At 48.2% G+C, this 20,526-nt stretch carries 12 protein-coding genes; 9 read left to right on the forward strand and 3 right to left on the reverse strand.

From position 1 onward, the window contains the following. From KBW69_RS19885 to KBW69_RS19920, 8 genes are all read left to right on the forward strand, one after another. Positions 1-1,662, forward strand: a 1,662-nt coding sequence (locus KBW69_RS19885) for a hypothetical protein (protein ID WP_257282002.1), incomplete at its 5' end; no start/stop codon positions are given. Positions 1,663-1,801: 139 nt separating this feature from the next. Then, positions 1,802-3,286, forward strand: coding sequence for a hypothetical protein (locus tag KBW69_RS19890; protein ID WP_257282003.1), 1,485 nt, complete (start codon positions 1,802-1,804; stop codon positions 3,284-3,286). 307 nt (positions 3,287-3,593) lie between these two features. Beyond that, complete coding sequence (locus KBW69_RS19895) at positions 3,594-5,117, forward strand: hypothetical protein (protein ID WP_257282004.1); 1,524 nt, start codon at positions 3,594-3,596, stop codon at positions 5,115-5,117. Positions 5,118-5,259: 142 nt separating this feature from the next. Beyond that, positions 5,260-6,753: a hypothetical protein gene (locus KBW69_RS19900; RefSeq protein WP_257282005.1), complete on the forward strand. Its 1,494-nt coding sequence runs from the start codon at positions 5,260-5,262 to the stop codon at positions 6,751-6,753. 154 nt (positions 6,754-6,907) lie between these two features. Beyond that, the gene (locus KBW69_RS19905) at positions 6,908-8,521 is read left to right on the forward strand and encodes a hypothetical protein (protein ID WP_257282006.1); all 1,614 of its coding nucleotides are present in this window, start codon (positions 6,908-6,910) and stop codon (positions 8,519-8,521) included. 324 nt (positions 8,522-8,845) lie between these two features. Continuing rightward, positions 8,846-10,171 carry a hypothetical protein gene (locus KBW69_RS19910; protein WP_257282007.1) on the forward strand — a complete coding sequence of 442 codons (1,326 nt, stop codon included), beginning with the start codon at positions 8,846-8,848 and terminating at the stop codon, positions 10,169-10,171. Positions 10,172-10,268: 97 nt separating this feature from the next. Further along, complete coding sequence (locus KBW69_RS19915; RefSeq protein ID WP_257282008.1) at positions 10,269-11,801, forward strand: hypothetical protein; 1,533 nt, start codon at positions 10,269-10,271, stop codon at positions 11,799-11,801. A gap of 278 nt (positions 11,802-12,079) precedes the next feature. Continuing rightward, positions 12,080-13,855: a hypothetical protein gene (locus KBW69_RS19920; RefSeq protein WP_257255513.1), complete on the forward strand. Its 1,776-nt coding sequence runs from the start codon at positions 12,080-12,082 to the stop codon at positions 13,853-13,855. 304 nt (positions 13,856-14,159) lie between these two features. On the opposite strand, the gene cysG is transcribed toward KBW69_RS19920, so the two are convergent. Further along, positions 14,160-15,548, reverse strand: coding sequence for a siroheme synthase CysG (cysG, locus tag KBW69_RS19925; protein WP_257254999.1), 1,389 nt, complete (start codon positions 15,546-15,548; stop codon positions 14,160-14,162). A 347-nt stretch (positions 15,549-15,895) separates the two neighbouring features. Here cysG and KBW69_RS19930 point away from each other — a divergent pair, with 347 nt between their 5' ends. Then, the gene (locus tag KBW69_RS19930) at positions 15,896-17,287 is read left to right on the forward strand and encodes an MATE family efflux transporter (RefSeq protein ID WP_257254997.1); all 1,392 of its coding nucleotides are present in this window, start codon (positions 15,896-15,898) and stop codon (positions 17,285-17,287) included. Between the two features lie 34 nt (positions 17,288-17,321). Here KBW69_RS19930 and serS read toward each other — a convergent pair whose 3' ends face one another. Together serS and KBW69_RS19940 are read right to left on the reverse strand one after the other, a co-directional pair. Then, the gene (serS, locus tag KBW69_RS19935; protein ID WP_257254998.1) at positions 17,322-18,605 is read right to left on the reverse strand and encodes a serine--tRNA ligase; all 1,284 of its coding nucleotides are present in this window, start codon (positions 18,603-18,605) and stop codon (positions 17,322-17,324) included. Positions 18,606-18,932: 327 nt separating this feature from the next. Next, a complete protein-coding gene (locus KBW69_RS19940; RefSeq protein ID WP_257282009.1) occupies positions 18,933-20,501 on the reverse strand; it encodes a hypothetical protein in 1,569 nt (522 codons plus the stop codon). Positions 20,502-20,526 lie beyond the last annotated feature (25 nt).

The following is a 20,526-nucleotide window of genomic DNA, read 5'->3' on the forward strand; positions in this document are numbered from 1 at the left end:
AAAACAACCGCTGCTAAAACAACCGCTGCTAAAACAACCGCTGCTAAAACAACCGCTGCTAAAACAACCGCTGCTAAAACAACCGCTGCTAAAACAACCGCTGCTAAAACAACCGCTGCTAAAACAACCGCTGCTAAAACAACCTCTGCTAAAACAACCGCTGCTAAAACAACCGCTGCTAAAACAACCTCTGCTCAGACAACCCCTACTCAGACAACCCCCTCTCAAACAACGGCTTCTCCAATAGTATTATGCGACACCCTGACAGGGCAGACGACAGGTGGGGTTCAGCGTCGACTAAATCAATACAGTAACCTTGTTCGCGGACGACGATGTATTGTTCTCACTGCCGACCCGGCTGAGGATCTGGCTCAATTAATCAATGGGCTTCCGGAAGACATCGTGATCCTGCTCTCTTCCAATTCGGTTCCTACTTCGGTTCCTACAATGACGCCTTCTTCTTCCGTTACCCCGGTGTCGGGTAAAACACCTGTTAATTACCTTATTCACGGTGAAATAGTTTTGAAAGAGGGTCAGGACATTATCGGGGCTGCTGATGACGGTTTCGAAATCGTCATCATGCTTGACGAAAGCTATAGAGCGTACAATATGATCGTTGTTGGAGATTCAGGTAACTCTATATTTGGAGAAACAAAAGACAACAATATAAGACACATAACGTTTCGGCCCAATCAACCTAAAGGCCGCCGACGCACTAACGCTCTTGTTTCAGCATGGTGCTATAACCAGAGTCTGATCATAGCACATAACGTGTTACACCTGCCTGACTGGGTCGGCGTCAAGCTTGATTGCAGACAACCCCTGGATGCATCGATCAGTGATTCACGCTCAGGCCCCGGCCTGCTGATCGCTAATAATACGTTTAAAGCTGAAACTTTCAACGTGGGGGGCACAGATCTTATTCCAATGGAAGCGGTCGTTGTTATTACTCCAACCATCAAGAATCAGTCACAGAGAGTCGCTATTATTGATAACACATTCCAGGGCAAGCTGTCAGAAGCGGTAGAGTTTTCTCCCGGGCCCGGAAGCAGTATCGATATCTTCAGAAACAGGATCGACATTGACAATACGGGCACAACCTACCGTGAATATATGATGGGACGTAGCATTAAAAAAAGTGGTATCACGTTCGAAGGTATTACCGATGCCGATGCAGAACCTCCTCTCTTTAACCTTGCGGGCAATAGAATCCTCGTTAGAAATACAGCAATAGATATCTTGGGTCGAGTGAAACTGGCCATGGCTTGCAACCACATGGAGGGAATCCACCCCTGGCGGCAGGAACAACATCAATACAGCCTGAAAGCCGTTGATCCCTTACCTCTGGCGCGCGAGTGCAAAAGATCCCTGAGTTCAACCGTTGGCATGGCAACTACCCGTCCACCTGCACTCTGTCAGATCGTGAATAGCTGGAGAGCCGTCGAAGCTTCCCCGGCTAATTATGTAAGTGGACTGAGCAACCTCGAGGGTCAGTTCTACTTTGACCCGGCCATCTGCCCGACAGTCGCTTCGCCCTCTGCTGTTATTAACAGTACCAGCGACACTGGCGATGACGATATCGCCACTTCATCAGCCCTTGCAACTGCAGCGACGACCGCTCTGAGTATCATGACCACTCTGGCCCTGTTGCTGAATCAGTAGCCTGTGCCCGTTGCTCCGGTTTAAGGAAGCTGTTGCAAAAGTAGCCAGCGATGTTCTTGAAATATTCTTAAGACATTAATGGATGCACACAAACGCATGGACTAGGATTTCTGTCGACGTATACTCGGGAGTCTGGAAAATGATTATTTTGCGGCGTTGTCTGGCCCGTTTGGTCGCTGCTGTACTTCTCTTACAGACTCTCAACCTTCAAGCCCAGAACACAACTCAACCTGTTTCCCCTTCTTCTACAACATCCCCGCTAACGGTATTATGCGAAACTCTTCCAGGAAATACGACGGGGGTTCAGCAACGGCTAAAACAATACAGTGAACTGGTTCGCGGGCGTCAATGCGTTGTTCTCAATGCCGACCCAACAGAGGATTTAGCGGAGCTGATCAATCGGCTTCCGCAAGATACGGTGATACTGCTCTCCTCCTACATGGTCCCTACGATGAAGCCTTCTCCATCCGTTACCCCGTTGACGGGCAAAACCCCTGTTAATTACCTCATTGGCAGTCAAATAGTCTTGAAGAACGGTCAGGATATTATCGGGGCTGCTGATAACGGTTTCGAAGTCGTCATCATGCCTGGCAGAAGTTATTCAGATAGATATATGGTCATCGTAGGAGACCGCCGTGACTTTAATTTCAGAGAAACAAAAGACAGCAATATAAGACACGTAACTTTATGGCCAACCAGACCTGATGGCTCACGATCCATTGAAAGAATTGTTTCAGCAACTTGTTATAACCGGAGACTGATTATAGAAAACAACGTATTTCATCTCCCTAACAATTATGGGGTTAGACTTGATTGCAGACAACCTCTGGATGCATCGGCCAATGATCTGCGCACCGGGCCGGGCCTGCTGTTCGCTAATAACACGGTAAAAGGCGAACGCTTTAACGTTTCAGCTGGTAACTTTATTCCACTGAATGGGCTGTTTGTTTCTATTGCCAGAATCAAGCATCAGTCACAGCAAATCGCTATTGTTGACAACACCTTCCGGGGCAAGATGTCAGAAGTGGGAGACTTGACTCTTGGACCCGGAAGCCATATTGATATCTTCAGAAACACAATCGACATTGACAATACAGGCACAACCTATCGTGAATATTTGATGTCAAGATACATACCAAAAAATGCTTTCACGCTGACGGGTATTCGTAATACCACTGCAGAGCCTCCTCTCTTCAATCTGGCAGGCAATCAGATCCGCGTTAGAGATGCAGCTATACATGTCGAGGCACAACTTGAACTGGCCCTGGCCTGCAACCAGCTGGAGGGACTCGCTCCGTGGCGACAAACTCAACAAAAATACAGCCTGAAAGCTGCCGATCCATTGCCACTGGAAGGTGAGTGTGAAGGATCCGTGAATTCAACCGATGCCATGGCAACTACCAGCCCACCGTCAACCTCCCGGATTCTGAATACCTGGACAACCATCGTTACACCTTTATATGGACTTTCCAACGTTGAGGGTCAGTTCTACTTTGACTCGAAAGCCTGCCCGACAGTCGCTTTGCCTTCTGATGTTATGACCACCACAACCTCGGCGGGTACAACCGAAGTGACTACCGCTTTGGGTGTCATCACCACACTGACCCTGTTGTTGAATCTATAACCTGAACTCACCTCTCCGGTATACAGAAGCTGCCCCAAAAACAGCAGCCAGCGCGATTTTCCGGTCATGTTTTAACGACGTTAACAGGTAGGTATAAATTCATAGGCTAGCAGCCTGTCGGACTTAAGCGTCCGTAGCGAGGATTGCAAGAAATTGAGGATAAAAATTTCTGCTTCTGAGGAGAATAGCGAGCTATTTGACGAAGAAGCAGGAATTTTTAGACCAATTTATTGCAACCGCAGTAGGACAGCCTTAAGTCCGACAGGCTGCTAGGATTCAGGTTGACATTTTCATGTGAGTCCTGAAAGTGATTAAGTTGCATTATCATTTAGCTCAGCTAATCGCTCCGCTATTCCTGTTACAGGTTCTGAGTCTGGGAGCTCAGAACGCAGTTAAACCCACAACGCCTTCTGGTACAACCTACCCGACAAAAGTATTATGCGACAGCCTTATCGGGCAGCCCTCAGGGGTCCGGCAACGGCTGAGCCAATACAGCGAACTGGTTCGCGGGCGACAATGTGTTGTTCTCAGTGCCGATCCGACAAAGGATTTAGCTCAATTGATCAACGGGCTTCCAGACGACACCGTGATACTGCTCTCCTCCAGCACAACCACTACCATGACGCCTTCTCCTTCCGTTGCTACGGTGGCAGGTAAAACCCCCGTAAATTACTTTGTTGGCAGTGAAATACTTTTAAAGAACGGTCAGGATATTATTGGGGCTGCTGATGATGGTTTCGAGGTCGTCATCATGCCCGATAAAAGTTATTCAAATCGATATATGCTCAGAGTTGGAGACTACGTCGACTTTAAGTTTGCAGAAACAAAAGACAGCAACATAAGACACATAACTTTCCGTGACAATAGCCCTGAAGGCCATACACTTAAACGCGTTAACTCTATTGTTTATGGAGAATGCCATAACCGGAGACTGATTATGGAAAACAACGTATTCCATCTTACAGAATCGATCGGAGTCAGACTTGAATGCAGAGGAACCCTGGATGCATCGGCCAATAATTTACGCACCGGACCGGGCCTGCTGTTTGCCAATAACGCATTTAAAGGCGAAAGCTACAGCCTGATAAGCAACTTAGACTTTATTCCATTGGAAGCATTAGCTGTTTCTTATCCCGGGATCAAGCATCAGTCAGAGAAGCTCACTGTTATTGACAACGTATTCCAAGGCAAGATATCAGAAGTGGGACATTTCACTCTTGGATCCGGAAGCCGCATGAATATCTTCAGAAACATTATCGACGTCGATAATAGTGGCACAACCTATCACGAATGGATCATGGGACACAGTGCACATAAACATGGCTTCGCTCTCGCGGGTCTTACCGATGAATATGCCGATGCCGATGCCGATTCCGATTCCGATGCCGAACCCCCTCTCTTCAATGTGGCAGGCAATCGGATCAGCGTAAAAAATACAGCCATTAATATCGATGGAGAACTTAAACTGGCTTTGCCCTGCAATCACCTGCAGGCAGTCAAACCCTGGCGACAAGAACAACATAAATACAGCCTGATCGCCATTGATCCATTCCCTCTGGCAGGCGATTGCAAAAAGCCCCTGAGATTTCACCAAAGAGCCACTAAACCACAATCTGCATTCTGTAAGATTGTCAATACCTGGACGCCTACCAATGGTTCTCCTGCGGGTACTATCAGTGGTCTGACCAACCTCGAGGGGCAGTTCTACTTTAACTCAGCCAGTTGCCAGACAAGCACTTCAACCAGAATCTCTGCTGCTATTAAGGGCACAACCGTCACTATGACCGCTTTGGGAATTATGACCACACTGGCCCTGTTGTTGAATCTGTAACCTGAACTCGCCTCTGCGCTATAAAGAAGCTGCCTCAAAAACAGCAGCCAGCGATATTCCGGACATGTTTTAACATCCTTAATAGATAGGTATAAGTTCATAGGCTAGGATTCAGGTCAGCATTTTCATGGGAGTCCTGAAAATGATTAAGTTGCATCATCATTTAGCTCAATTAGTCGCTCCTCTATACCTGTTACAGGTTCTGAGTCCGGAAGCTCAGAACACGACTCAGAACACGACTCAATACACAAGGCCGGCTCAGACAACCCTGCCGCCAACGACGGTATTGTGCGACAACCTTACCAGTCAGACTTCAGGGGTTCAGCGACGGCTAAACCAATACAGTGAACTGGTACGCGGACGACAATGTATTGTTCTTAGTGCCGACCCGAAAGGGGATCTGGCTCAATTGATCAATCGGCTTGGTGATAACACCGTGATACTGCTCTCCTCCGGGACGACCACCACCATGAAACCTTCTTTTTCCGTTACCCCGGTGGTGGGTAAAACCCCTGTTAATTACCTGATTGGCAGTGAGATAATTTTGAAAGACGGTCAGGATATTATCGGGGCAGCAGACAACGGTTTCGAAGTCGTCATCATGCCTGACGGAAGTTATACAGATCAATTTATGGTAAGAGTTGGAGACACCAGTAACTTTCGGTTTGGAGAAACAAAAGACAACAATATAAGACACATAACTTTTCGGCCAACAGGGCCTAAGGGCCTCAGACCCATTCACTCTACTGTTTTCGGGAAATGCTATAACCGGAGACTGATTATAGAAAACAACGTCTTTCATCTTCCGAAAGACAGTGGAGTCAGACTTGATTGCAGTCAATCTCTGGATGCGTCGGCCAATGATATGCGCACCGGGCCGGGCCTGCTGTTTGCCCACAACACAGTAAAAGGCAAAAGCTATAGCCAGGGAGGCAGAGAACTTATTCCAACGGAAGCGGTTACTATTCATCATCCTGACATCAAGCATCAGTCACAGAAGCTCGCTATTATTGACAACATATTTCAGGACAAGATATCAGAAGTGGGAAAGTTCACTCTTGGGCCAGGAAGCAGCATCAATATTTTCAGAAACAGAATCGACGTCGATAATAGAGGCACAAACGCTCATGAAGTGCAAATGGGACATCGTATGCAAAAAAATGGTTTCGCTTTCAAGGGTATTACCGATTCAAATGCCGAACCTCCTCTCTTCAACCTGGCTGGCAATCAAATCCGTGTAAGAAATACAGCCATCAATATCGATGGACAAATGAAACTGGCCCTGGCCTGCAACTACCTGCAGGCAGTCAAACCCTGGCGACAGGAAAAACATCGATACAGCCTTAAAGCCGTTGATCCATTATCTCTGGCAGACCAGTGCAAAAAATCCCTGAGTTCAAGCGTTGGCACAACCAGCCATCCATCTGCACTCTGTCCGATTGTGAATTCCTGGACGGCCATTGATGCCTCCCCGGCTACTGCCTTAAAAGGACTGACCAACCTCGAGGGTCAGCTCTACTTTGACCCGGCCATCTGCCAGGCAGCCCCTTCACACTCTGTTGTTATTACGGGTACAACCGCCACGACGACCGCTTTGGGTATCATGACCACACTGAACTTATTATTGATTCAATAACCAGAGTTTCTCCCGTTTAAAGAAGCTGTTGCAACGCTTTGGTTCCCATGATCCCGGCGTGTGAACATGTGATTTTCCTGAAATATTTTCACGTCCTTAATGGATACGTATAAATGCCAGGATGCCAGTCAAGATATTCCCGGGAGTCCTGTAAATGATTATTTTGATGCGTCATTTGGCCCAGTTGTTCGCTCTTCTGCTTCTTTCACAGCCCCCTGGCCTTCAGGCTCAGAACACAACTCAATTTGTCGCCCCTTTTTCTACATCACCCGCTGCAACAGTGCCATGCAAGACTCTTGCAGGAAATACGACAGGGGTTCATAAACGGCTAAACCAATACAGCGAACTTGTCCGTGGACGACAATGTATTGTTCTCTATGCCGACCCGACAGAGGATTTAGCTCAATTGATCGAACGGGTTCCGGAAAACACCGTGATACTGCTTTCTTCCAGGACGCCCCCTACCAGGACGCCCCCCTCCAGGACGACCCATTCCATGACGCCCCCTACAGTGAAGCCTTCTTCGTCTGTTACCTCTGCGACAGGTAAAATCCTGATTAACTACTTTATTGATAGTGAAATAGTTTTGAAAGACGGTCAGGATATTTTTGGGGCTGCTGATGACGGTTTTGAAATCGTCATTTCGCCTGGCGAAAATTTCCTGGATCAATATATGATCGTGGTTGGAAAAAGAAGCACTTTTCAGTTTGGTGAAATAAAAGACAGCTATATAGGCCACCTTACTTTCTGGCCAATTGAACCTAAGGGTTACAACCCTATTCATTCTATTTTTTTTGGGAAATGCTATAGCCGGAGACTGATTATAGAAAACAACGTATTTCATCTTCCAAACTGGATCGGAGTGAGAATTGATTGCTATAGATCTCTGGATGCATCGGCGAGTGGTCTACGCAGTGGTCCTGGCCTGAAGTTCGTCAATAACACGGTCAAGGGGGAAACCATCCGCGAGTCTAAAGTCACCTTCATACCCTTAAGAGGGATATTTATTCAACTTCCAAACATCAAAAACCAGACAGCGGAACTCGCTGTTATCGAGAACACATTCCAGGGAAAGATGGCAGAGGCGGGTGAATTTATTCTTGGACCCGGAGGCCATATGGACATCTTCAGAAACACTGTCGCCATCAACAATACTGGCAAGACATCTCGGGAAATTATTAGAGGAGAAGTTCAACGAACAGGAGGGTTCGGTTTGATTGGTCATACAGATACCAATGCAGAACCTCCTCAATTTAATCTGGTGGGCAATCAGATCGAAGTATCAGATACCGCTATAAGTGTCGAGGCACAGATTGAGCTAACTCTGGCTTGCAACCATCTGCAGGCAGTCAGTCCGTGGCGACAAAAGCAACAAAAATACAGCCTGAAAGCCATGAATCCATTACCACTGGCCGGTGAGTGCAATAACGCCCTGAGTTCAAACGTTGGCATGACAACCCTTCCACCAACACTTTGCCAGATTGTCAATATCTGGACGGCCATCAATGACTCTTCGGTTACTGCTATCAGCGGACTGACTAACCTTGAGGGTCAGTTCTACTTTGACCCATCAATCTGCCCGACAGTCACTTCACCCCCTGCTGTTATTAGCTCGACACCAGCGGGTCAAAACGACACTGATGAAATTCTCATTTTGTTTGAGTGTCAAAACGTCACTGATGATATTACCAGTTCGTCAGCGGGAAGAACCTCCGCGACGACCGCTTTGGGTATCATGACCACACTGAGCCTGTTATTCATTCGGTGACCTGAACCCATTTCTCACGTTTTAAAGAGGCTGTCATAACACTATGGTTCCCATGCTCCCGGCCTGTGAACGTCTGATTTTCTTGAAATATATTCACGATATTAATGGATAGCTACAGATACGTGGACTAGGATTTCTTCTCAGGCTTTCCCGGAAGTTCTGAATATGTCGAAGCCTCATCGTAATTTGATCCGGTTGATAGCTCCTTTATTCCTGTTTCAGGCGCTGGTTCTGCAGGCTCAGACCTCGACCAGCGCACCTGCTACTTTGACGCCTCTTCCAACAGTATCTTGCGGTTCTCTTTCCGGAGAATCGAGGGGGGTCATGCAACGACTACAACAGTATAATGAGCTTGTTCGTGGACGGCAGTGCGTTGTTCTCAGCGCCAAGCCCGCTGATGATTTGAGTGAGTCGATAAAACGGATACCAGAAAATACCGTTATCCTGCTGTCCTCCAGAACCACTTCTCCAACTGTGACGCCTGTAACGGGTAAAACCTCTGTTGGTTACCTGATTAGTGATAATATTTTTTTAAAGGAAGGTCAGGACATTATCGGGGCTGCTGATGATGGTTTTGAAATCGTCATCGCTCTGCATCCTGGTTTTACTGAGAGATATATGATCGGGGTTGGAGTCAGTGATGACTTCCAGTTTGGAAAAGCAAGAGACAATCACATAAAACACGTTACTTTCCGGCCAACTCAGGCAAATGCCCGCAATGCAACTTACTCTGCTATTTACGCACAATGTTATAACCGGAGACTGATTATAGAAAACAACGTATTCCACCTTCCAACCTGGGCTGCGGTTTACTTTTCTTGCCGAGAGGCCCTGGATGCATCTGCCAATAATTTGCGCCCGGGCCCAAGCATTCATTTAGCCCATAACACCTTCGTAGGTGAAACCCTGAGGGCATTAAACAACGACGTGATTCCCACGGAAGCATTATTTGTTAGTGTTCCTAACATCGAGAGACAGTCAAAACAGATCGCTATTGTTGAGAACACATTCAGGGGCAAAGTCTCTGAAGTGGCTGAGTTTACGATTGGAGCCGGAAGTAATGCAGATCTCTTCAGAAACACTATCGACATTAACAATACAGGCAGGACTCGTTCTGAAGTTCATTTAAATCGACAGTTTCGAAGAGGGGCCTTTGCTCTTTTGGGTCTCAGAAATACCAGTGCAGAACCTCCTCTCTTTAATTTTGCTGGCAACCACATCCAACTGACTTCAACCGCTATAAACATCAATAGACATCTTGCGGTGACACTGGCATGTAATCAGTTTCGGGCCGTTAATCTCTGGAATCAAATTAATAGTTACTACAGTCTGAAAGCCATTGATCCATTATCAATGGCAGATGAATGCAAAAAACTCCCAGGCTCAAATGCTACCACTCCCATGACACCCTGCCACCAGATTGTGAATACCTGGACTGCCATCACTCATTCCACAGCGACGCCTTTGAGTGGACTGGAAAACTTCGACGGTCCGATCATCTTTGACGCAGCAGTCTGCCCGACACTCCCTATGCCGACTGCTACCCATCATAGTAGAGTGCTTAATAATACTGACGAGATCACCACTGCATCAGTCATGACAACTGCTCTGGGTTTCATGGCCACTCTGACTGTATTGTTGAATCTATAACCTGAGATTATGTGAACTGAGACGGTAGCACAGGCTTATGGCTAATTTTGAATGCAGCGTCCAGGATTCCAATAGACTATTCCAGGGAATCCTGAAAATGCTCAAGCTGCAACGTTATCTGGCTAGGTTAATCGCCCCTGTATTTCTGTTACAGGCTCTCTCTACAGAGGCTCAGACGTTTCAACCTTCAACAACATCCCCGACAGCTTCAACACCCTATCCGACGGTATCGTGCGAGTCTCTTTCAGAACAAACGATGGGGGTTCGCCAACGGCTAGACGAGTATAGTCGCCTTGTTCGCGGACGACAGTGCATTGTTCTTAATGCAGACCCCACAGTAGATACTGCCAGATTGATCAGTCAGATTCCTGAAAACACCGTGATACTACTCTCTTCCAGCACTCCCCAAGGAGTGCCACCTTCCCCATCCGTTAACCCTGTGACAGGTAAAACCCCGGTTAGTTACTTCATTGACAGTGAAATAATCTTAAAGGCTGGTCAGGACATTATTGGGGCTGCTGATAAGGGTTTTGAAATCGTGACCACACTTTCCACAGGTTTTAAAGAGCAGTTCATGATCAGACATGGAAACAGAAGCGACTTCCATTTTGGAGAAACGAGAGACAATCATATAAAACACATCACTTTTCAGCCATCTGAACCTGATGGCCACAGACCCATTAAAAGTATTATTCTCGCATATTGCTATAACCACAGACTGATTGTGGCCAACAACCTATTCTATCTTCCTGACTGGTACGGAGTTGAACTTGATTGCAGAAAATCTCTGGATGCATCTGCTGATGACGAGCGCACAGGCCCTGGCCTGCAGTTTGCGGATAACATGATAATAGGTGAAACTTTCAGCGCAGGACCACACAACATTACCTCCTTGTATGGGATAAATATTATTCTTCCTGCCATCTATAATCAGTCACAGAAAATCGCTATTGTTGATAACAGATTCCAAGGCAGGATGGCAGATGTGGGTAAGATTAGTCTTGGAGCCGGAACCAGTATCGATATTTTCAGAAACACGATCGACATTGACAACTCAGGCGGGACACATCTTGATCTTCGTGGTCAACAAACTCAAAAAGGTGGTTTTATTCTTACTGGCATTACAGATACTGGTGCAAAACCTCCTCGCTTTAATCTGGCAGGCAATCAGATCCGCGTAACAGACACCGCTATAAGTATTGAGGCACTGATCGCACTGGCTCTGGCTTGTAACTTCCTGCAGGCAGTCAATCCATGGCAACACGCTCAACTAAAAAACGTCACAGCCCTTAATCCACTGCCTTTGGCAGGTGAGTGCGAAAAATGCGTGAGTCCAACCGTAATTAGCGCATCAATCAGTCCACCCACATACTGTCATATTGTGAATACCTGGTCGGCCATCAACAATTCCACAGCAGCCCCTTTGAGTGGAATGACCAACTTTGTAGGTACGTTCTTCTTTGACTTTACACACCACTGCCCGACAGTCATTAGTATCTGCCCGACAGTGACCATTATTGTTACGAAGTCCAGCTCCGACAGGATCTCCACTGTATCATCTGTAGATGCAACGACCATAAGCACTGCTCTGGGTGTCATGGCCTCCCTGGCTGTGTTGTTGAATTTATAACCAGTTAGCTAAGGAACGGGCTCTATGAGTGGCTCAGGAGTCAGAACCGGAATTCTGGGAAAAAGCACTTAACCCTCTTAATCAGTGGTTGCCGACAGGCAATCCACTGGATTTTTCGGGTAGGCGACTTGGTTATTTCATGAGGTGACTCAAAATAATGGAGAGAAGGAGACGGCATAGTCCACCTGTTTCCTCGCAACATCTTATTCGTATTAATGGATAAGTAGAAATGCAGCGACTAGGCTTCCTATCTAGGGGCCTGACCGGGAGTTCTGAACATGATCAAACTGCAATGTTATTTAGCCCGTTTAATCACTCCTATACTCCTCCTACAGGCTCTGAGCTTACAGGCTCAATCTACAAGCGTAAGCCCCTCTACTCAGCCCCCCCTCTCTACAGAATTGTGCGAACATCTTTCACCCCAGTCAATGGGGGTTGACAGGCAAATAAGCCTTTATAGCGATCTTATTTACAATCGACAGTGCATTATTCTAAAAGCCAATCCGACAGAGAATCTAAACAAGTTGGTAGAACGGATTCCTGAGAACACCGTCATCCTGCTCTCCTCGGAAACCGTCCCTACCCCCAGTACCCCCAGCCTTGTCACTTCCTCTGTCTCAGCCTCTGCCTCTGTCTCTGTCTATGCCCCTACTCCTGCTAACATCTCTTTCCCTGCTGGCGCTTCCGTCAATACGAATACGACCTCTAACCCGGTAGTTCAGTCAAACAGCACGACAGTGATGCCTTCTTCATCCGCAAGCCCTGTGCCAGTGAAAACCACGGTCGAGTACTTTATCGACGACGAGATTCGTTTGAAAGACGGCCAGGACATCATAGGAGCTGCTGATGAAGGTTATGAAATTATTATCAGGGATCGGCCAGGATATATGGTCAGGTACATGGTCAGGGTTGGAGCTCCCGATAACTTCCGGTTTGGAGAAAGAAGAAGCAGTAATATACGACACGTTACTTTCAGTCCAACTCGAGAGAATAACTTTCCATCAGTTGAGTCCATTATTTACGCAGAATGCTACAACCGGCGACTGATTTTAGAAGAGAACGTATTTCATATTCCCAGCCGGGCCGCAGTTAACCTTGACTGCAAGGAACCTCTGAATTTATCGGTCTTTTATTGGCACCGAGGTCCGGGTTTGGAGTTCGCCAACAACACGATCATTGGTAAAAAGTACACTACGCTTCAAAGTCGTCTGATTGCTGATGTTATTCCTGACCAGGGAATACTCATTAATCTTCCTGCCATCAGGAACAGGTCAGGTCTGTTAGCTGTTATTGGGAATACATTCCAGGGCGATATGGCGGAGGCGGGAGAGTTCAGACTGGGTCCCAAAGCCAGCATGGATGTCTTCAAAAACACGGTAGACATTTCCAATCATGGTATTACAAATCTCGACCCTGTTCGCAAAGGCGGATTCGTTTTTGTAGGAACCACAGAAAACGAAACAAGATTTCCTCTTTTTTACCTGATTGGCAATCAGATCAAAACAACACAGACCGCTTTAACCATCAGTGGACAAGTTGCTCTGAACCTGGTTTGTAACCACCTGCGGGCAATCAGACCCTGGTGGCAGCCGCTGGAACGGTTCAGTTTGATAGCAGCCCACATAACGCTGGATGACATGACTAAACAAAGATTGTGCGAAAAAGTCATGAGTTCACCTGATGTCTGGCCAATTCCCACTCAAACAACCGTGAATATCTGGACCGCCATAAATGATTCCCCAGCCACTGCCTGCACCGGACTGGTCAACCTCTTGGGTCAGTTCTACTTTGCCACGGAAGTCTGCCAGAAAGTCAATACATTCTCTGGTTTCATTGCGGGTAGTAATGCGTTCCTCGATGCATCGAATATAAGCACAGTTGTGACCACCAACTCATCAAGCACAACATCACTCTCCAATTCATCAAATACAATATCACTCCCCACTCCATCAAGTATAAATACGACAGTTGTTCCCACTTCATCAGCGCGTAAAGCCGCAGTGACTTCTGCTATAGGCGTAATAACCACTCTGGCTATATTGTCATCTCTATGACTCTTAACCTCTCCGGCTTGAAAAGGCCTTGGCAAAACTCTGGTTCCCATACTTCGGCGTGGGAACCTGAAAGGTATATCCAGCATACTGTAAACCGATCATTCTTCGGCCCATAGTGTTGAGGAAGTGCAAGCAGCCTGTCGGACTTATGCGTCCGTAGCGAGGATTGCAAGAAATTGAGGATAAAAATTTCTGCTTCTGAGGAGAATAGCGAGCTATTTGACGAAGAAGCAGGAATCTTTAGACCAATTTATTGCAACCGCAGTAGGGCAGCCTTAAGTCCGACAGGCTGCAAGTAAGCAGTTTAATTAGTTTCTGGATTAAACCATTTCAACTTGTCGTGGAGCTGTACCACATCACCAACAATTATCAGGGTAGGAGCCGTTACAGCGTTCCCTTCAACAATACTGCTGATGGTCTCCAGAGACCCGGTGAATACCCTTTGTTTCTGAGTGGTTCCCTTCTCAATCAGAGCAATGGGTGTGTCTGGACTACGCCCGTGTTTATGCAACTCTTCACAGATTCTTGGCAACCCCATCAGCCCCATGTAAAACACCAGAGTCTGGGAAGGGTCAGCCATTTCGTGCCAGTTCAGGTCATAGCTGTCGTCTTTAAGATGACCGGTTACAAAGCGTACAGACTGAGCATGATCCCGGTGGGTCAGAGGAATGCCGGCATAACTGGCACAACCGGATGCAGCGGTAATACCCGGCACCACCTGAAAAGGAATATTCTCTTCAGCCAGGGTGTCAATCTCTTCACCTCCCCGACCAAAAATAAACGGATCTCCCCCTTTCAGACGCAACACCCGCTTACCTTCTTTGGCCAGATCGACCAGTAACTGGTTAATTTCTTCCTGAGGGCGGGTGTGCCGGTCACGCTTCTTGCCCACATAAATGTAATCCGCATCCCGGCGACAAAGTGACAACACTTGTTCCGAAACCAGTCGGTCATGCAACACGACATCAGCCTGCTGCATCAATCTCAGTGCTTTGAAGGTCAGCAAGTCCGGGTCACCCGGCCCACCACCGACGAGATAGACTTCTCCTGTCGTCACCGGCTCAGAGCAGGCCAGTGCTTCTTCCATTAAACATCGGGCTGCTTCTACATCACCGGAAATGGCTTTTTCAGCAGCATTCCCGGTCAACACACGCTCCCAGAAATACCTGCGATCATTGATACGGCTGAACTTCTGAGAGACCTTTGAACGAAACTGGCCGGCCATTTCAGCCAGCCGACCATAGCCAGCCGGCAAAATGGCTTCCAACTGCTGCCGCAACATACGGGCCAGGACAGGTGCTTTGCCTCCCGTTGAGAAAGCCACCATAACAGGAGAGCGATCAACAATAGAAGGCATCACGGCATTACCGGATTGGGCGTCATCGACTACGTTGACGAACAGGTTTTGCAGCTTGGCCTGCCGGGCGACTTCTGAGTTCACTTGAGGCTCATCAGTGGCAGCAATAACAAGACAAACGCCGTCCAGATCAGAAGGTTCAAAGACTTTCTGCCGAACGTGATGATCTCCGGCATTGATCAAAGTCATCAAGTCCGGGTGAATCTCGGGAGCTACCAGTTGAATCATTGCCCCCGCATCAGACAGCAGCCTGGCTTTACGCAACGCGATGTCCCCTCCCCCAACCAACAGACAGGGACGATCACGAACTTCGAGGAATAATGGCAAATAATCCACTCGGACGACTCTCTTACAGTTATCATTATTGTTCACGGGAAACGGTTCCTGAGCGGCTCAACCGAACCTGAACCCATTCCTCTCTCATTGTCCGGCGTTATTATACCAGTGAATACTTTCGCTCTGATAAGAATAAATTTGATGCTTATTCCATCCAGAAAGCAGAACAGTTCTAACATGCTCTTATGCTCTTTCAGCACTCTGCACTCTAAAAGCCTTAAAGCTCAATGCCCCCTGTAGTTTCGGTATTCCCTGGCAGATGAGCAGTACTTTAGTTCGTATAATCTACGCCGAATAACTCAAGACTGAATCCCGAACAGTCTCATACCCTCTTTATCAGGAACCGCATGAATAAATCCGCTTCAGTGAGTGTTAGTGCGGACAGGGAGTTTTTCCGTAAACTCTGGCACCTCGCTCTGCCTGTTTCCCTGCAATCCATGATGTTTTCCGTGCTCGGGCTCATCGATATTTTGATGGTCGGCCAGCTGGGTGAAACGGCCGTTGCAGCGGTGGGTCTGGGTAACCGAATCTTTTTCTTTAACCTGATTCTGACTGCCTCTCTGGGTAGCGGTATGAGTATTCTGGCCTCCCAGTTTATAGGCTCGGGCGATACTGCGGGCTTGCGAAGAACTCTGGTACAGTCGCTACTAACCTCGGTATTCGTCACGATACCTTTCGTAGCTTTCTACATACTGTTGCCTGATGTGGTGATTGGCCTTTCAACCGGAGACCCGGAATTGACCCGGCTGGCCATTGAATACCTGCTGATTACCGCTCCTTCCATTATCTGCACGGCGATTGTCGTACCTCTGGAAGCCGCAATGAGAGCGTCTGGCGATGCCAGAACACCTACCCGAATTGGCTTTTATGCCATTCTGGTGAATGTCTTCCTGAACTACGTGCTGATTTTTGGCCACTTTGGATTTCCGGAACTGGGCGTTGCCGGATCAGCCTGGGGGACGACCTTGTCCAGATTTCTCCAGACCGCCCTTCTACTCAGGTACATCAAACAATTCAGAAGCCATCTTATTCCCGAAAAACGGGATGCTGAACTGGGTATGAAAAAGACGGAACTGGTTCGCTATTTCAAAGTCAGTGTTCCCATAGCACTTCAGGATGGCTCCTGGGCTTTTGGCCTTATCATATACAGCATCATCTACGCCAGTATTGGGGTGAATGAATTAGCTATCATGTCAGCCATCTCCTCCATTGAGGCCATCCTGATTTCACTGTTTATCGGATTCGGTGTGGGGGGCTCAATCATTCTGGGTCAGGAATTGGGAGCCCGGCATTTTGAGAAAGCCTGGCGACAAGGCTGGATCATGCTAATCATGTCACCCTTTATTGCGCTGGTTATTGGTACTCTGTTGATCGTTTTCCGGACGGATGTGGTGACCCTGTTCGGAAAGTTTGAAGGCTCCACCATGACCATGGCCCAGGAGGCTATGATCGTAGCCAGTGTTGGCTTGTGTATCCGGGTAATCAACCTGATGGGGATTATCGGCCTGCTGAGAAGTGGGGGAGATGTCAGAGCCACCGCTATCATCAGCACCTTTGCCATGTGGGGGATTGGTATCCCCATGGCCTGGCTCGCCGCATACTGGGGACTGCCCTTGTATCTGGTGTTTATTTTCAGTCTGTTTGAAGAGCTGTCCAAGGCCCTGATGGTGCTCCTGCGGGTATTCTCAAGACGCTGGTTGAAAAACCTGGTTTCGGAGCCCGCGACCCAGAGCACCTGAAGGTGCTCTGAACCAAGCCAGTTCCCAAAGAGAATTACCGGGCCAGAACGGTGACCGCGCCCATGTAAGGCTGAAGCACTTGGGGAATTCTAATGGAACCATCTTCATTCTGATAATTTTCCAGAACAGCCACCAGCGTTCTGCCTACCGCAAGACCTGAACCATTCAGGGTATGCAGCAATTCCGGCTTGCCGGTTTCCGGATTACGGAAACGGGCCAGCATACGGCGAGCCTGGAAGTCCAGACAGTTACTGACAGAAGAAATTTCACGGTACTTGCCCTGACCTGGCAGCCACACTTCCAGATCATAAGTTTTGGTAGCACCAAAGCCAAGATCACCACCGCAGAGCGCGACAACACGATAAGGCAGACCCAGCTTCCGGAGAATAGCCTCAGCGTGACCGGTCATCTCTTCCAGTGCCTCAAAAGACTTCTCCGGATGCACCACCTGAACCATTTCCACTTTTTCAAACTGATGCTGGCGAATCAGACCACGGGTATCACGACCATGGCTACCTGCTTCGCTGCGGAAGCAGCAGGAATGAGCCGTCAGTTTCAGTGGCAGTTCAGCTGTATCCAGAATGCTTTCACGCACTACGTTGGTCAAGGTCACTTCAGACGTTGGAATCAGGTAGAAGGGTTTCTCAGCTTCAGCACATTCCGTTTTGAACAGATCATCACTGAATTTTGGCAGCTGACCAGTACCCAGCAGAGCGGTGTCATGCACCAGGGCCGGGGTATTCACCTCTTCATAGCCGTGTTCTTCAACCTGCACATCCAGCATAAACTGAGCCAGGGCACGATGCAGTCGGGCAATGCCACCACGCATCAGTGTAAAGCGTGCGCCAGAGAGTTTGGTGCCGGTTTCAAAATCCAGACCCAGAGGCTCACCCAGATCCACGTGATCCTTGATCTCAAACTGGAAATCCGTCGGGGTACCCCAACGACGCACTTCGACATTGTCTTCTTCATCAGCACCTTCCGGTACCGACTCATGGGGCAGGTTGGGAATCCCCAGCAACAAGTCATTCAGTTCTGCCTGCAAAGCTGACAGTTCTTGTTCAGATTCTCTCACCTCGACAGAAAGCTGGTCCATACGCGCTTTGAGTTCGGAGATATCACCGCCCCGGGATTTAATCTTGCCGAACTCCTTCGACCCGGACTTACGTTCGCTCTGAAGCTGTTCGGTGTGAATCTGCAGGGACTTGCGACGCTCTTCCAGAGCGTTCAGTCGTTCTACATCCAGCTCGAAATGCTTTTTACGAAGCAAGGCAGCCACTTCATTGAGGTTGCTGCGAACGTATTTGGGATCCAGCATGTGAATTCCGTAACCTTATGTCTTGAACAATTCCAAGGGTCCTGAACCAGGACGGGTGCAGAGATCCTGAGGAGCCTGACCGAGAATAGCTGCGGCGACAGCAAATTGGTCTAAAAATCCACTTTTGTTCGTCAAATAGCTTGCTATTCTCCTCACAAAACCGAATTTTTATCCTCAATTTTCTGCCGTCCTCGCTACGGGCGCTATTCTCGGTCAGGCTCCTGAGCGGATCTCCGTGATGAAGCAACCATGATAAGGAAAGTCTGCAAATTGACAAGGGGCAGGCTCTTTAATTGCGGAAATTGTTGACCGGTGAACCGCTCATATTCAGTCCCGGGTCGCCTCCCGCTGCCTGACCGTTTCAGTGGAAGATGTGTCCCAAGTGGAAAAACCACTGCTTCTGTGAATGTAGGAAGTGGAGTGCTCTTGCTGAAGTTCAGTGGTTTCGGCAAAGGTCGCGGTTCTGTCTCTCTTGGCCTCTTCTTCCTGCTCCATTTTTTCGAATCTTTCTTGCGCCATTTTTTGGCGTTCTTTATCTTCTTCTGTCTGGATAAACTCTGCTTGCCTCAAGTAAACGTAGAGACCGGTCAATGATAACTGCGAATAGAGCAGATTCATATCCATGTTAGATAGCGGGCGGTCAATAGCCCCGGCACCGACCAGTACACTGTTCACAGTATCGCTATCGTAGCCTTCCATAATGTCCCTGACCTCCTCCCAGTCCTCTTTGCCGGGTTTCCAGTCCCTGGCTTTCGGATCTTTCCGCCCGGGTTTGTTGAGCGCTTTGCCTAACTTTTTTTGTAACTCCCTCTCCTGCTCAGCATGCTCCGCCATGCTCGCACTCTGGGAATGACGGGCATAATCAATAAGGCCCTTACAAAACCTGCAGATGGCTACGACTCCCGAAATGCCACCTGCCGCAAGCATTGCTGCAGTAAAGAATGCCAATACGACTACTTCTTCCCGGTATTCAGGCTTGTTCGGTTGCTGAGCGGGTGTTGACGGAGTCACAGGCACCGCTTTGTCACCCTTCAGGATCCTGCGAACCTGCCGGTACCACTCAATACCATAATCTTTACTATCGGCTTCCATAAAAAGGGCGGAGAGGTCTTCCTGATGACGACGACGTTGGCTCTCTTTGTGCCAAAGGGTGGAATGGCTGTTAAACAGCTCAGTCAAAAAGGAAAGATAATGAATAAATGCAGGATCTCTGGCAATCTCCGGGTTCTGCTTTTGTTTGTCCACCTTGAAGCCAAGAGAACGAAGCGCCTTGCCACGGAGAAAAAGCTCCTGCATTTCTACCAGAATAAAGCCGAGCTGCCGGGCTAACTGTTCCCGGGATAGCGGGTTGGACGGAAACTCTCTGAAACTGTTCTGCACAGCCTCCTCAATCAGCTCCTCCATGGAGTCCATTCGGTCTTCAGCTATGACCCCCTGAAGCAGCACCGGATGGGTTCGGTACCAGTCAAGAACATCCCGGGATTCCTCCATGACCGGAGCACGGCTGAATGCCTGCAGGAGGTGAAACATGGGGCGGTCCGGGTAACTGTCATCCGTATCATTGTCACCGGTGACTTTGGTAATAGTATGGCGGGTAGCCTGCTGGACAAGCCTGGTAAGAAACTGCTGTCGCACTTCTGCCTCATTGTCTGGAGCAAAGTGAACTGTCGGCCACCAGTCCTGCTCATAGCGGTCATGGATTCGCCGAACTGAAACCATGAGGGCTTTTAGCAACCTCTCATTTTCTTCTGCAAAGACGTAATCAAAATAAAGTCTGTTCAGATTGTTCCGGGCATTTCTGAGAGCCTTCTGTTCGGGTGACTCAACACTCCCCCAACAGGAAGCCACCAACATCAGACTGAAAAGCACAGACCATAAAGCGCGATAATGGAACACCTGACCTAACCCATTTCCTGACAAA

It is taken from the genome of Endozoicomonas sp. ISHI1 (assembly GCF_024606225.1).
GTDB lineage: Bacteria > Pseudomonadota > Gammaproteobacteria > Pseudomonadales > Endozoicomonadaceae > Endozoicomonas_A.

Excerpts from the sequence above, each read along its gene's own strand:
- KBW69_RS19890 (WP_257282003.1), top strand. The coding sequence starts at position 1,802 with ATGATTATTTTGCGGCGTTGTCTGGCCCGTTTGGTCGCTGCTGTACTT.
- KBW69_RS19900 (WP_257282005.1), top strand. The coding sequence starts at position 5,260 with ATGATTAAGTTGCATCATCATTTAGCTCAATTAGTCGCTCCTCTATAC.
- KBW69_RS19905 (WP_257282006.1), top strand. The coding sequence starts at position 6,908 with ATGATTATTTTGATGCGTCATTTGGCCCAGTTGTTCGCTCTTCTGCTT.
- KBW69_RS19910 (WP_257282007.1), top strand. The coding sequence starts at position 8,846 with ATGCAACGACTACAACAGTATAATGAGCTTGTTCGTGGACGGCAGTGC.
- KBW69_RS19915 (WP_257282008.1), top strand. The coding sequence starts at position 10,269 with ATGCTCAAGCTGCAACGTTATCTGGCTAGGTTAATCGCCCCTGTATTT.
- KBW69_RS19920 (WP_257255513.1), top strand. The coding sequence starts at position 12,080 with ATGATCAAACTGCAATGTTATTTAGCCCGTTTAATCACTCCTATACTC.
- KBW69_RS19930 (WP_257254997.1), top strand. The coding sequence starts at position 15,896 with ATGAATAAATCCGCTTCAGTGAGTGTTAGTGCGGACAGGGAGTTTTTC.
- serS (WP_257254998.1), bottom strand. The coding sequence starts at position 18,605 with ATGCTGGATCCCAAATACGTTCGCAGCAACCTCAATGAAGTGGCTGCC.